Source organism: Haemophilus haemolyticus, assembly GCF_001008205.1.
In the GTDB taxonomy this organism is placed as follows: domain Bacteria; phylum Pseudomonadota; class Gammaproteobacteria; order Enterobacterales; family Pasteurellaceae; genus Haemophilus; species Haemophilus haemolyticus_Q.
The window spans coordinates 35,286-48,300 of record NZ_LCTK01000020.1; the positions used below are offsets into that span (position 1 = coordinate 35,286).

Consider the following 13,015-nt stretch of genomic DNA (forward strand, 5'->3'; position numbering starts at 1 on the left):
ATTATTTAACTGCAATCATCGAGCCAAAATTAAAGCATTGGAACCAAAGTTCTACTTGTGAAAATCCTACGTTTTTTAACCGCACTTTGTGTGTTTCGATAGAATCAGTATGCATGACATTTTCAAGTGCAGTGCGTTTTTGGCTCACTTCAAGCTCACTGTAACCGTTAGCACGTTTGAATTGGTGATGGAGATCAATAAGCAACTCATTCACTTTTTCATCTTCAAAACGGAATTTTTCAGAGAGCACCAACACACCGTTTGGGTTTAAACCTTGGTAGATTTTTGTGAGCAAGGCTACACGATCTTCTGGTGGTAAAAATTGCAATGTGAAGTTGAGCACTACCATTGAGGCGTTCTTAATTTCAATTTGACGAATATCATCGCAAAGAATTTCTACGGGTACATCACTATGATAAGCCGCAACGTGCTGACGGCAGCGTTCCACCATTGGCAGAGAATTATCGACACCGATAATTTTCACATTCGGTTGTTTAATATTACGTCGCATAGAAAGAGCTGCCGCACCGCGTGAACAGCCTAAATCATAGACTTGGCTGTCAGCAGTCACAAAACGCTCAGCCAACATACCAATCGCCGTGATAATGTTGGAGTAGCCAGGTACGGATCGTTGAATCATATCTGGAAAGACTTCAGCAACGTTTTCATCAAAGGTAAAATCGCCGAGTTTTTCAATTGGAGCAGAAAAAATAGTATCTTTCATGGTTTACATTGTGTGGAGTATGTGTGTTTTTCACTTTTCCACACCCTACGAATTAGAAAATATTTAAAAAGTGCGGTCATTTTAAGGAAAGTTTTCAAGGGGTCAAATAAATTTCCGTTTAAGATTTAAAAGACGCACCTTTTTCCGTATAATTCTGCAGTATTTTTCCATTTTTATAGAAAGTTAAGGAATTGAATATGATGCGTACACATTATTGCGGTGCATTAAACCGCAACCATATTGGACAAGAAGTAACATTAAGCGGTTGGGTTCACCGTCGTCGCGATTTAGGTGGTTTAATTTTTATTGATATGCGTGATCGCGATGGTGTCGTACAAGTTTGTTTTGACCCTAAATATCAAGAAGCGTTAACAGCAGCTTCAGGCTTACGTAATGAATTTTGTATTCAAATTAAAGGTGAAGTGATCGCGCGTCCTGACAATCAAGTTAATAAAAATATGGCGACAGGCGAAGTAGAAGTATTGGCGAAAGAATTACGCATCTACAACGCTTCTGACGTTTTACCATTAGACTTCAACCAAAACAACACAGAAGAACAACGTTTAAAATATCGTTATTTAGATTTGCGTCGCCCGGAAATGGCGCAACGTTTGAAAACCCGTGCAAAAATCACCAGCTTTGTGCGTCGTTTTATGGATGACAATGGTTTCCTTGATATTGAAACCCCAATGCTTACCAAAGCAACGCCAGAAGGTGCGCGTGACTATTTAGTGCCAAGTCGTGTACATAAAGGCAAATTCTATGCATTACCTCAATCACCACAACTGTTCAAACAGCTTTTAATGATGTCTGGTTTTGATCGTTATTATCAAATCGTGAAATGTTTCCGTGATGAAGACTTACGTGCAGACCGTCAGCCTGAGTTTACTCAAATCGATGTGGAAACCTCTTTCTTAACCGCACCAGAAGTGCGTGAAATTATGGAACGTATGGTACACGGTTTATGGCAAAATATCATTGGTGTGGATTTAGGTAAATTCCCACAAATGACCTGGCAAGAAGCGATGACTCGTTTTGGTTCAGATAAACCAGATTTGCGTAATCCGCTTGAACTAGTCGATGTGGCTGATATCGTTAAAGATGTTGAATTTAAAGTATTTAATGAGCCTGCAAACAATCCAAATGGTCGTGTGGCAGTCATTCGTGTACCAAATGGTACTGAAATCACTCGTAAACAAATTGATGAATATACACAATTTGTTGGTATTTATGGTGCGAAAGGTTTAGCTTGGGCAAAAGTAAACGACATCAATGCTGGTCTTGAAGGCGTACAAAGCCCTATTGCGAAATTCTTAAATGAAGATGTATGGAAAGCATTAGCTGAACGTGTGAAAGCTCAAACTGGAGATATCTTATTCTTCGGTGCAGATAAATGGCAAACCACTACTGATGCAATGGGCGCATTGCGTTTGAAATTAGGCCGTGATCTTGGCTTAACTCGTTTAGACGAATGGCAACCGCTTTGGGTGATTGATTTCCCAATGTTTGAACGTGATGAAGAGGGTAATCTCGCAGCAATGCACCACCCATTCACTTCACCAAAAGATTTTACGCCAGAACAATTAGAAGCGAATCCAAGCGATGCGGTAGCAAATGCTTACGATATGGTTATTAATGGCTATGAAGTAGGTGGTGGTTCCGTCCGTATTTTCGATCCGAAAATGCAACAAACTGTATTCCGCATTCTTGGTATTAACGAACAAGAACAACGTGAAAAATTTGGTTTCTTATTAGATGCATTAAAATTCGGTACACCGCCACATGCAGGTTTAGCATTTGGTTTAGACCGTTTAACCATGCTTTTAACAGGCACTGAAAATATCCGCGATGTGATTGCATTCCCGAAAACAACCGCGGCAGCGTGTTTAATGACAGAAGCACCAAGTTTTGCGAATCCGCAGGCGTTGGGTGAGTTGGCAATTTCTGTCGTTAAAGCAGAATAAGTTTGAAATATTAGGAATGAAGTGCGGTCAGATTTGGCCGCATTTTTAATGATGCAATATAAAAATAATCAATCGGTTCTCGTTGTAATTTACGCTAAAGATACAAACCGAGTTTTAATGCTCCAACGCCAAGATGATCCTGATTTTTGGCAGTCTGTTACTGGCACCATTGAAAGTGGTGAAACACCAAAAAAAACAGCAATTCGTGAGCTTTGGGAAGAAGTACGGTTAGAAATTTCAGAAAATTCCACCGCATTTTTTGATTGCAAAGAGAGCATAGAATTTGAAATTTTTCCACATTTCCGATATAAATACGCACCGAATGTGACGCATTGCCGTGAACATTGGTTTTTATTGGCAATGGAGCAAGAATTCGAACCAGTATTAAGTGAGCATTTGGCATATCAATGGGGTTCCCCTGAACAAGCAATCCAAATGACAAAATCTTCCAATAACGCGGAAGCAATTAGAAAATATATTCTTAAAGATAAATAGAAGGAAAACAACATGGCAGGCCATAGTAAGTGGGCTAATATTAAACACCGCAAAGCAGCACAAGATGCACAACGCGGTAAAATTTTTACTAAATTAATTCGTGAACTTGTTACCGCAGCTAAAATTGGTGGTGGCGATGTGAGTGCTAACCCGCGTTTACGTGCAGCAGTAGATAAAGCGCTTAGCAACAATATGACACGCGATACTATCAACCGCGCTATTGATCGTGGCGTAGGTGGTGGCGATGACACCAATATGGAAACCAAAATCTATGAAGGCTATGGCCCAGGCGGTACAGCGGTTATGGTTGAATGTTTAAGTGATAATGCAAACCGTACGATCTCACAAGTGCGCCCTAGTTTTACTAAATGTGGTGGTAACTTGGGAACAGAAGGTTCTGTTGGTTATTTATTTAGCAAAAAAGGTTTAATTTTAATTGAACAAGCAGATGAAGATGCGTTAACTGAAGCGGCTATAGAAGCGGGTGCTGATGATATTCAACCACAAGATGATGGTTCATTTGAAATCTATACTGCTTGGGAAGATTTAGGTTCAGTACGTGATGGCATTGAAGCAGCTGGCTTTAAAGTTCAAGAAGCTGAAGTGACGATGATTCCATCAACAACCGTTGATCTTGATATTGAAACTGCACCAAAATTACTTCGTTTAATTGATATGTTGGAAGATTGTGATGACGTACAAAACGTATATCACAACGGTGAAATCAGTGACGAAGTGGCATCTCAACTTTAATAATGCAATAAATGGGTAATTTAATTACCCATTTTTTATAGAAATTATGAGCATTATTTTAGGTATTGACCCAGGTTCTCGCGTAACTGGTTATGGTGTGATTCGTCAAACAGGAAGACATTTGGAATATCTTGGCAGTGGCGCAATTCGTACTCAAGTTGAAGATTTACCAACCCGTTTGAAACGTATTTATGCTGGAGTAACTGAAATCATCACGCAATTTCAACCTGATATGTTTGCGATTGAGCAAGTGTTTATGGCGAAGAATGCGGATTCAGCTTTGAAACTCGGGCAGGCTCGTGGTACGGCGATTGTTGCCGCGGTAAATCATGATTTACCTGTTTTTGAATATGCCGCACGTTTAGTCAAACAAACGGTTGTGGGCATTGGTTCCGCAGATAAAGTGCAAGTGCAAGAAATGGTGACTCGTATTTTGAAGTTGTCAGATAAACCTCAAGCCGATGCCGCGGATGCATTGGCTATCGCGATTACACACGCTCATTCTATTCAACATTCTTTACATATTGCCAATTCTGTGAAAATGACAGAAACGCAAGAAAAAATGACCGCACTTTTAAAGACCAGATATAGTCGAGGACGCTTTAGATTAAAAATTTAACTGGATGTTCGTCCAGTTTTATTTTATTCTATGCGTTACGTTTTTTATCATTCGGAAGAATTATGATCGGTCGCTTACAAGGCATTCTTTTAGAAAAACAACCTCCAGAAATTTTACTCAATGTGCAAGGCGTAGGCTATGAATTGCTTTTGCCTATGACGAGTTTCTATGATTTACCAGAAATTGGACAAGAAACTACTTTATTCACCCATCTTGTTGTTCGTGAAGATGCTCATTTACTTTTTGGATTTGCTCAGAAAACAGACCGCACTTTATTTCGTGAATTAATTAAAACAAATGGGGTGGGGCCTAAATTAGCCTTAGCGATTTTATCCGCCATGTCAGTCGAACAATTTGCTTACGCAATTGAGAGAGAAGAGCTCTCTAAACTCACTAAAATTCCAGGAGTTGGCAAAAAAACAGGTGAACGTTTGTTAGTTGAGCTCAAAGGTAAATTTAAAGGCGTAAAACAAAGTGATTTCTTTGTAGAAAGTACTCATATTCCGTCACTTCCATCTATTGAATCGCGTGTAGAAAATTCATCTGATGAAGCTATTTCAGCCTTGATTGCTTTAGGTTATAAACCTGCAGAAGCAGAAAAAATGGTGAAACGAGTTGCTAAGCCAGAATTAACCAGTGAGCAAGTTATTCGCGAAGCTTTAAAAGCCGCACTGTAGGTGAGACATGATTGAAGCAGATAGAATTATTAGCGGGCAAGCTAAACTTGATGAAGATGTTATTGACCGCGCTATTCGTCCGAAATTATTAGCAGATTATGTTGGGCAGCCGCAAGTGCGCGAGCAAATGGATATTTTCATCAAGGCAGCCAAACTACGTCAAGATGCCTTAGATCATTTATTGATTTTTGGCCCTCCAGGTTTAGGAAAAACCACTCTTGCTAATATTGTGGCAAATGAAATGGGCGTGAATATTCGTACGACATCTGGGCCAGTATTAGAAAAAGCGGGAGATTTGGCTGCAATGCTAACTAATCTTGAACCGCACGATGTGTTATTTATTGATGAAATTCATCGACTTTCCCCTGCAATTGAAGAAGTCCTTTATCCAGCAATGGAAGATTATCAATTGGATATTATGATTGGTGAAGGGCCTGCTGCGCGTTCTATTAAATTAGATTTGCCACCTTTTACTTTGGTTGGCGCGACGACAAGAGCGGGTTCTTTGACTTCGCCATTGCGTGATCGTTTTGGTATTGTACAACGTTTGGAATTCTATTCTGTAGAAGATTTAACATCTATCGTTGCAAGAAGTGCGGGGTGTTTGAATCTTGAATTAGAACAGCAAGCCGCTTTTGAGATAGCTCGTCGTTCACGAGGCACGCCTCGAATTGCAAACCGTTTATTACGACGCGTGCGTGATTATGCAGATGTACGTAATGGGGGAGTAATTTCTGTAGATGTGGCAAAACAAGCGCTTTCAATGCTAGATGTAGATGATGCCGGATTTGATTATTTAGATAGAAAATTATTGTCTGCAGTTATTGAGCGTTTTGACGGCGGGCCTGTAGGATTGGATAATCTTGCTGCTGCAATTGGTGAAGAACGCGATACTATTGAGGATGTGTTAGAGCCTTATTTGATTCAACAGGGGTTTCTACAAAGAACGCCACGTGGACGTATTGCAACATCGCAAACTTATCGCCATTTCGGTCTGCAGAAATTATCAGACTAGATAAATTTAACCACTAAAAAAGCCTTATTGTATTCAATAAGGCTTTTTTAATTACTCACTATAACTTTTCAAATTACTTAATTTTGCTAAACCCACTTCACAACTTTTTAACTGAGTCGCTAATTCCATTTGAAGAATTTGTTGTTTGCTTTGGTTTAACTTATTTTTAATTTTTCCTACCTGTGTATGTGTGCCAGGCTGTTTTTCTGCTTGCGCAATCAAATTCTCTGTTTCTTTAAATAGTTGTTCACATTGTTGTGGCAGAATATTTGATGCAAAAGTAGAGGTTGATACAGCAGAGAAAAGTGCGGTTAAAATAAGGAATGTTTTTTTCATTTTAAGTCCTTGTTTCTCTTTATTATGAAATCTAAAAATTAAACTAGGCGGGAAAATAGCAAAATATACCTAGTATGTCTAGATTTTGAAGTCATTTATTGTTGTAAATTGTGATAAGGATCACGTGTAACACATATTTTTGTACAAAAAATAGCAAAATTGATTTATATCAATTAAATTATTTTTAATAAATAATAGGTATTTTATGTCTTATGTCAAAAATGTGATCTAGATATCGTTTTTACTGTTTTTTATACTTATGTTTAGTAGTAGAATACCCGCCAATTTGGTTTATCTCTATAATAATTGGTGTTTTTTAACCATTTGAGAATGATTATGTAGATAAACCAATTTAAACTTAGCTAATTGGAGTTGAGTGATTAGGGATTATTTAAGGCTTTGCCTTTTTAATCATTGTTGGAACTAATGTTGTTTATACAGAGGAGTTGAGAATGTTGGACGTTGTTGACCTTTCTCGCTTGCAGTTTGCTTTAACTGCGTTGTATCACTTCATTTTCGTGCCGCTGACATTAGGTTTGTCATTCGTCCTTGTGATTATGGAAACCATTTATGTGGCGACAGGCAAAGAAGTTTATAAAGATATGACAAGATTTTGGGGTAAGTTATTTGGTATTAACTTTGCCCTTGGGGTGACCACAGGTATCATTATGGAATTCCAATTCGGTACTAACTGGTCTTATTATTCTCATTATGTAGGTGATATTTTCGGTGCGCCATTAGCAATCGAAGCATTACTTGCGTTCTTCTTAGAGTCCACTTTCGTGGGTCTATTCTTTTTCGGTTGGGATCGTTTAACTAAAGGTAAACACTTACTCGCAACTTACTGCGTAGCCTTTGGTTCAAACCTTTCTGCGATGTGGATTTTAGTGGCAAATGGTTGGATGCAACATCCGGTAGCGGCAGAGTTTAACTTTGAAACCGTTCGTATGGAAATGACTAGCTTCTTAGATCTTTGGTTAAATCCAGTTGCGCAAAGTAAATTTTTACACACATTAACAGCAGGTTATACAACCGGTGCAATGTTTGTATTAGGTATCAGCGCATTCTATTTATTAAAAGGTCGCGATATTGGTTTTTCTAAACGTTCATTCTCTGTCGCGGCAACATTTGGTTTTATTGCTGCATCAGCGGTATTAATTATGGGTGATGAATCAGGTTATGACATCGGTAAAGCACAACCTGTGAAATTGGCTGCAATGGAAGCTGAGTTTGATACTCATGCAGCTCCAGCACCATTCCATCCAGTTGCGATTCCAAATACTGCTGAAATGAAAAATGATTTTGCGATTGAAATCCCTTACTTAGGTGGTTTAATTGCAACGCGTTCTTTAGATACTGAAATTGTTGGTTTGAAAGATATTCAAGCGAAAAATGAAGGTCGTGTTCGTAATGGTATGGTAGCGTATGATTTATTCACACAATTAAAAGCAGAGAAAAAATCAGCAGGCCAAGTAAGTCCAGAAACTAAAGCTAAATTTGATGAAGTCAAAGGTGATTTAGGTTTCGGTTTATTATTAAAACGTTACACAGATAAAGTTGTTGATGCAACGGATGAACAAATTAAACAAGCAGCACGTGATACTATTCCAAATGTCGGTCCTAACTTCTGGGCATTCCGTGGTATGTTAGCGGCTGGTGGTTTAATTATCTTATTAGCTTTCGGTGCATTTGTTCAGAATTTACGTAACAAAGTGACTTCTTCTCGCTTATTACTTAAAGCATTACTTTGGAGTATTCCATTGCCATTCTTAGCGATTGAATTTGGTTGGTTCTTAGCTGAATTTGGTCGTCAACCATGGGCAATTTATGAAGTTTTACCTGTTGGAGTGTCGGCGTCTCAGTTAAGTACTGGCGATTTATGGTTCTCTATTGGTTTAATTTGTGCGCTTTATCTTGCGTTCATTATTGTTGAGATGTATTTGATGTTTAAATATGCGCGTTTGGGTCCAAGTGCGTTAAAAACCGGCAAATACTACTTTGAACAATCATCTAAATAAGCAGGAGATGAATTATGATTGATTATGAATTTCTACGTTTTATTTGGTGGGTGTTAGTCGTTGTATTGTTGATCGGTTTCTCTGTAACTGATGGATTTGATATGGGCGTGACCGCACTTTTACCTGTAACAGGTAAAAAAGAAGTGGAACGCCGTATTATGATCAACTCTATTGCCCCACATTGGGATGGTAACCAAGTTTGGTTATTAACTGCAGGCGGCGCAGTATTTGCGGCATGGCCAATTGTATATGCAGTTTCATTCTCAGGTTTCTACATCGCTTTAGTATTGGTTTTAGCTGCGTTATTCTTACGTCCATTGGGTTTTGAATATCGTGCAAAAATTGATAACCCGACTTGGCGTTCTGTTTGGGATTGGGGACTATTCGCAGGTGGTTTTGTACCATCATTAGTATTTGGTGTGGCTTTTGGTAATTTATTACAAGGCGTTCCATTCCATTTCAATGAATTGACTCAAGTAACTTATACCGGTTCATTCTTCGAATTATTAAATCCATTTGCATTGTTGTGTGGTGTTATTAGCTTATCTATGCTTGTGACTCACGGTGCGAACTGGTTACAAATGAAAACAACCGAAGAATTACGTGATCGCGCTCGCTCAGTGAGCCAAATCGGTGCTATTGTCACTTTAATTGCGTTTGTATTAGCTGGTGCATGGTTATACTTTAAAGAGGGGTATGTAGTAACGAGTGTTGTGGATCATTACGCTCCATCTTCTCCAATAAATAAAGAAGTTGCTGTCGAAACTGGTGCATGGTTTAGAAATTTCAATGAAATGCCAATTCTTTGGATTTTCCCTGCATTAGCAGTAGTTGCTGCGCTATTAAATGCGGCATTTTCTAAAGCTAATCGTTGTGGTTTCGCATTCTTTTTCTCTGCATTAACAATGGCTGGCGTAATTATTACTGCTGCAGTATCTATGTTCCCATTTGTGATGCCTTCAAGCTCACACCCTGAACAGAGTTTGTTAATGTGGGATGCAACTTCAAGTGAATTAACATTAACGTTAATGTTGATTTTTGCACTTATCTTTGTGGCTATTTCTTTGGTTTATACCATTTGGTCTTATTCGAAGATGTTTGGTCGCTTAGATGCGAATTTCATTGATGAAAATAAACACTCATTATACTAAGGAGATTAATATGTTATATGTAATTTGGGTAGTGGGTGTGTTATTAGCTATATTTGCCAGCGCAAAATTAACCATTGGCAAAGAAAAAGCAGGAAAATTTGACGAGTAATATGATTCATTCACTCTATCAATTAATTAATAAGGGTTCGTTTCGAACCCTTTCATTTATTTTAGCGCTAGGACTAACAGCCGTATTTTTCTTTAATATTGATAATTTTTCAACGTTGTTACGAAATGATTCTCCTTGGTGGATTTTGATGATCTTTTGGGGATTGATTACGGTTTGGATTCATGGAATCGGATTTGAAATTAAAAGCGTAATTTGGAAACTACTTTTCTTACCTTATATCGCTTATATCATTATATTGATTAGTGCTGTAGAGCATTTTTATTTACGAGGATGATTTTTTTCTTCGGCATATTGCTTATCTAAAAAACAGGTTCTAAAATATCCGACCTATTGCGGTGGGCAAAGCTTAATAATGTCAGAAAAAACCTTCTATCTTCCCGTTCGAGTATATTATGAAGATACTGATGCTGGTGGCGTTGTGTATCATGCTCGTTATTTGCATTTTTTTGAGCGGGCTAGAACAGAATATTTGCGAGCGTTAAATTTTACGCAGCAAACTTTATTACAAGAACAGCAACTCGCGTTTGTTGTCAAATCGCTCGCTATTGATTATTGCGTTGCGGCAAAATTGGATGATTTACTCACGGTAGAAACAGATGTCATAGAGATAAAAGGCGCAACAATCCTTTTTGAGCAACGGCTTATGCGTGATACGGTGATGTTATCAAAGGCTACAGTCAAGGTAGCCAGTGTTCATCTTGACAATATGAAACCTGTGGCGCTTCCTAAAGAAGTAAAAGCTGCGTTTTACAACCTAAAATAAACTTTTCGGAGTATGCAATGACTGCAGAATTGAATTTTTTAGATCTTTTTCTAAAAGCAAGTATTGTTGTTCAACTTGTAATTGTGATTTTGATTTCATTCTCAATTATTTCTTGGGCAATTATTATTCAACGTAGCCGAGTTTTAACGGCTGCTTTAAAAGAAGCCAATACTTTTGAAGACCGTTTCTGGTCTGGTGAAGATTTGAATAAGCTATATGAAGGATTATCAAATCGTCGTGATATTTTAACGGGTAGTGAGCAAATTTTCTTTGTTGGTTTCAAAGAGTTTTCTCGCTTGAAACAAGTGAATCCTGATGCGCCTGAGGCGATTATTAAAGGAACTACGCGAGCAATGAATCTTACAATGAATCGTGAAGTTGAAAGTCTTGAAAGCCGCGTACCATTTTTGGCCACAGTAGCTTCTGTTAGCCCTTATATTGGTTTATTCGGAACTGTTTGGGGTATCATGCACGCTTTTATGGCATTAAGTGGTGCTAAACAAGCAACTTTACAAATGGTTGCCCCAGGTATCGCCGAGGCTTTGATTGCTACTGCTATCGGTTTGTTTGCTGCGATTCCAGCTGTAATGGCTTATAACCGTTTAAGTTTACGTGTGAATGCTATTGAACAGAATTATGGTAACTTTATTGATGAATTTACGACGATTTTACATCGCCAAGCTTTCGGCAAAGCACCACACTAAAATATAGAAAAAATACATCGCACTCTTTCGTTAAGTGCGGTGAAAAATAAGAGAGATTTGAATTATGGCTCGTCGTCAGCGTAAAGATATTAAATCTGAAATTAATATTGTCCCGTTTTTGGATGTATTGTTAGTGCTTGTGTTGATCTTTATGGCAACAGCACCAATTATTAGCCAAAGCGTACAAGTGGAATTGCCAGATTCAGTGCAAAGTCAAAATGTATCTAATGAAGATAAAGTGCCGGTAATTCTTGAAGTTTCAGGGATTGGACAATATGCGATTTCTATTGGCGGAGAACGTCAAGAAGGGTTAACGGAAGAAATGGTGACACAGTTATCTCGACAAGAATTTGATAAGGATAATAACACACTATTTTTAGTGGGTGGAGCTAAGGAAGTTCCCTATGAAGAAGTGATTAAAGCACTTAATCTGCTCCACCTTGCTGGAATTAAATCTGTTGGTTTAATGACAAACCCAATTTAACTAAGTAGGTAACCGTGCAAAATAATCGACAAAAAAAAGGCGCAAATGCATTTGTTATTTCTATAGTGATGCACCTTGTTTTGTTTGGATTGTTGATTGTCAGCTCTTTCTACCATACAGTTGAAATTATGGGTGGCGGAGAAGGTGATGGTGATGCAATGGGGGCGGTAATGGTCGATACTGGCTCTGCAGCGCAAGAATGGGGTAGAATTCAACAACAGAAAAAGGGGCAAGCTGATAAACAGAAGCGTCCAGACCCCGTTATTGAAGAAAAACTGCCACAACCTAATCAAGAAGAGATTAAGCGTCAACAGGAAGTTCAACGACAAGAAGAGTTAAAACGTCAGCAAGAACAGCAACGTCAGCAAGAAATAAAAAAACAACAAGAGCAAGCTCGTCAAGAAGCGCTGGAAAAACAGAAACAAGCTGAAGAGGCAAAAGCTAAACAAGCTGCTGAAGCTGCAAAATTAAAAGCAGATGCAGAGGCTAAACGTTTAGCTGCAGCAGCAAAACAAGCTGAAGAAGAGGCGAAAGCTAAAGCGGCAGAACTTGCAGTACAAAAAGCAAAACAAGAAGCAGAAGCCAAGGCAAAAGCTGAAGCCGCTGCTAAAGCAAAAGCTGAGGCTAAAGCGAAAGCTGAAGCAGATGCAAAAGCTAAGGCCGCTGCTGATGCTAAGGCAAAAGCTGAAGCCGATGCAAAAGCTAAAGCCGCAGCTGATGCTAAAGCAAAAGCTGATGCAGAGGCGAAAGCTAAAGCGGATGCGGCAAAACGAAAAGCGGACCAAGCCAGTTTAGATGATTTCTTAAATGGCGGAGATATTGGTGGCGGTAGTGCATCTAAAGGCGGAAATGTGAATAAAGGTGGAACTCAAGGTAGCGGTGCTGCGCTTGGTTCTGGCGATGGTGGCAAAGTAGGAGATCAATACGCTGGAGTGATTAAGAAAGAGATTCAGCGTCGTTTCTTAAAAGATCCAAGTTTTGCAGGAAAAGTTTGTCGTATTAAAATTCAATTGAGTCGAGATGGAACAATCTTGGGATATCAAAAAATTTCAGGTCCTGATGATATTTGTACAGCAGCATTAAGTGCAGTGGCTAGAACGAAAAAAGTTCCAGCAGCTCCGTCGGATGCTATCTATGAGAAATATAAATCGCCAATTATTGACTTTGATATTCGATAATTCT

At 38.7% G+C, this 13,015-nt stretch carries 15 protein-coding genes; 13 read left to right on the forward strand and 2 right to left on the reverse strand.

The genetic code is table 11. The annotated features are described in order from the left end of the window. Position 1 precedes the first annotated feature (1 nt). Positions 2-724: a carboxy-S-adenosyl-L-methionine synthase CmoA gene (gene cmoA, locus AAX18_RS04485; protein ID WP_046953109.1), complete on the reverse strand. Its 723-nt coding sequence runs from the start codon at positions 722-724 to the stop codon at positions 2-4. A 197-nt stretch (positions 725-921) separates the two neighbouring features. Here cmoA and aspS point away from each other — a divergent pair, with 197 nt between their 5' ends. From aspS to ruvB, 6 genes are all read left to right on the forward strand, one after another. Then, positions 922-2,688 (forward strand): aspartate--tRNA ligase, encoded by a 1,767-nt coding sequence (gene aspS, locus AAX18_RS04490; RefSeq protein ID WP_046953110.1) that lies wholly within the window; start codon positions 922-924, stop codon positions 2,686-2,688. Positions 2,689-2,709: 21 nt separating this feature from the next. After that, positions 2,710-3,183: a dihydroneopterin triphosphate diphosphatase gene (gene nudB / locus AAX18_RS04495; RefSeq protein ID WP_046953111.1), complete on the forward strand. Its 474-nt coding sequence runs from the start codon at positions 2,710-2,712 to the stop codon at positions 3,181-3,183. Between the two features lie 12 nt (positions 3,184-3,195). Further along, positions 3,196-3,936: a YebC/PmpR family DNA-binding transcriptional regulator gene (locus AAX18_RS04500; RefSeq protein WP_005637404.1), complete on the forward strand. Its 741-nt coding sequence runs from the start codon at positions 3,196-3,198 to the stop codon at positions 3,934-3,936. Between the two features lie 46 nt (positions 3,937-3,982). After that, complete coding sequence (ruvC, locus tag AAX18_RS04505; RefSeq protein WP_005628536.1) at positions 3,983-4,555, forward strand: crossover junction endodeoxyribonuclease RuvC; 573 nt, start codon at positions 3,983-3,985, stop codon at positions 4,553-4,555. A gap of 62 nt (positions 4,556-4,617) precedes the next feature. After that, positions 4,618-5,232: a Holliday junction branch migration protein RuvA gene (ruvA, locus tag AAX18_RS04510; protein ID WP_005628534.1), complete on the forward strand. Its 615-nt coding sequence runs from the start codon at positions 4,618-4,620 to the stop codon at positions 5,230-5,232. Positions 5,233-5,239: 7 nt separating this feature from the next. Then, the gene (gene ruvB / locus AAX18_RS04515; protein ID WP_046953112.1) at positions 5,240-6,247 is read left to right on the forward strand and encodes a Holliday junction branch migration DNA helicase RuvB; all 1,008 of its coding nucleotides are present in this window, start codon (positions 5,240-5,242) and stop codon (positions 6,245-6,247) included. 51 nt (positions 6,248-6,298) lie between these two features. Here ruvB and AAX18_RS04520 read toward each other — a convergent pair whose 3' ends face one another. Continuing rightward, complete coding sequence (locus tag AAX18_RS04520; RefSeq protein ID WP_005634127.1) at positions 6,299-6,583, reverse strand: DUF5339 domain-containing protein; 285 nt, start codon at positions 6,581-6,583, stop codon at positions 6,299-6,301. A 452-nt stretch (positions 6,584-7,035) separates the two neighbouring features. Between AAX18_RS04520 and AAX18_RS04525 the strand changes: the two genes are divergently transcribed. The 7 genes from AAX18_RS04525 to tolA all read left to right on the forward strand — a co-directional run bounded on the left by AAX18_RS04525 (position 7,036) and on the right by tolA (position 13,011). Continuing rightward, positions 7,036-8,601, forward strand: coding sequence for a cytochrome ubiquinol oxidase subunit I (locus AAX18_RS04525; RefSeq protein WP_005629075.1), 1,566 nt, complete (start codon positions 7,036-7,038; stop codon positions 8,599-8,601). A 14-nt stretch (positions 8,602-8,615) separates the two neighbouring features. Further along, positions 8,616-9,752 (forward strand): cytochrome d ubiquinol oxidase subunit II, encoded by a 1,137-nt coding sequence (gene cydB, locus AAX18_RS04530; RefSeq protein WP_032825774.1) that lies wholly within the window; start codon positions 8,616-8,618, stop codon positions 9,750-9,752. 110 nt (positions 9,753-9,862) lie between these two features. After that, the gene (ybgE, locus tag AAX18_RS04535) at positions 9,863-10,156 is read left to right on the forward strand and encodes a cyd operon protein YbgE (RefSeq protein WP_005626977.1); all 294 of its coding nucleotides are present in this window, start codon (positions 9,863-9,865) and stop codon (positions 10,154-10,156) included. A 78-nt stretch (positions 10,157-10,234) separates the two neighbouring features. Further along, entirely contained in the window at positions 10,235-10,645 is a 411-nt protein-coding gene (gene ybgC / locus AAX18_RS04540; RefSeq protein ID WP_046953113.1) for a tol-pal system-associated acyl-CoA thioesterase, read from the forward strand. Positions 10,646-10,662: 17 nt separating this feature from the next. Further along, positions 10,663-11,349 carry a protein TolQ gene (tolQ, locus tag AAX18_RS04545; protein ID WP_005626973.1) on the forward strand — a complete coding sequence of 229 codons (687 nt, stop codon included), beginning with the start codon at positions 10,663-10,665 and terminating at the stop codon, positions 11,347-11,349. 64 nt (positions 11,350-11,413) lie between these two features. Then, positions 11,414-11,833 (forward strand): colicin uptake protein TolR, encoded by a 420-nt coding sequence (gene tolR, locus AAX18_RS04550; protein WP_005634116.1) that lies wholly within the window; start codon positions 11,414-11,416, stop codon positions 11,831-11,833. A 14-nt stretch (positions 11,834-11,847) separates the two neighbouring features. Then, positions 11,848-13,011, forward strand: a complete 1,164-nt coding sequence (gene tolA / locus AAX18_RS04555; protein WP_046953114.1) for a cell envelope integrity protein TolA — start codon at positions 11,848-11,850, stop codon at positions 13,009-13,011. Positions 13,012-13,015 lie beyond the last annotated feature (4 nt).

What these genes read in the sequence shown, in the direction of transcription:
- cmoA (WP_046953109.1), bottom strand. Translation starts at nt 724, where the DNA reads ATGAAAGATACTATTTTTTCTGCTCCAATTGAAAAACTCGGCGATTTT.
- aspS (WP_046953110.1), top strand. Translation starts at nt 922, where the DNA reads ATGATGCGTACACATTATTGCGGTGCATTAAACCGCAACCATATTGGA.
- AAX18_RS04500 (WP_005637404.1), top strand. Translation starts at nt 3,196, where the DNA reads ATGGCAGGCCATAGTAAGTGGGCTAATATTAAACACCGCAAAGCAGCA.
- ruvC (WP_005628536.1), top strand. Translation starts at nt 3,983, where the DNA reads ATGAGCATTATTTTAGGTATTGACCCAGGTTCTCGCGTAACTGGTTAT.
- ruvA (WP_005628534.1), top strand. Translation starts at nt 4,618, where the DNA reads ATGATCGGTCGCTTACAAGGCATTCTTTTAGAAAAACAACCTCCAGAA.
- ruvB (WP_046953112.1), top strand. Translation starts at nt 5,240, where the DNA reads ATGATTGAAGCAGATAGAATTATTAGCGGGCAAGCTAAACTTGATGAA.
- AAX18_RS04520 (WP_005634127.1), bottom strand. Translation starts at nt 6,583, where the DNA reads ATGAAAAAAACATTCCTTATTTTAACCGCACTTTTCTCTGCTGTATCA.
- AAX18_RS04525 (WP_005629075.1), top strand. Translation starts at nt 7,036, where the DNA reads ATGTTGGACGTTGTTGACCTTTCTCGCTTGCAGTTTGCTTTAACTGCG.
- cydB (WP_032825774.1), top strand. Translation starts at nt 8,616, where the DNA reads ATGATTGATTATGAATTTCTACGTTTTATTTGGTGGGTGTTAGTCGTT.
- ybgE (WP_005626977.1), top strand. Translation starts at nt 9,863, where the DNA reads ATGATTCATTCACTCTATCAATTAATTAATAAGGGTTCGTTTCGAACC.
- ybgC (WP_046953113.1), top strand. Translation starts at nt 10,235, where the DNA reads ATGTCAGAAAAAACCTTCTATCTTCCCGTTCGAGTATATTATGAAGAT.
- tolQ (WP_005626973.1), top strand. Translation starts at nt 10,663, where the DNA reads ATGACTGCAGAATTGAATTTTTTAGATCTTTTTCTAAAAGCAAGTATT.
- tolR (WP_005634116.1), top strand. Translation starts at nt 11,414, where the DNA reads ATGGCTCGTCGTCAGCGTAAAGATATTAAATCTGAAATTAATATTGTC.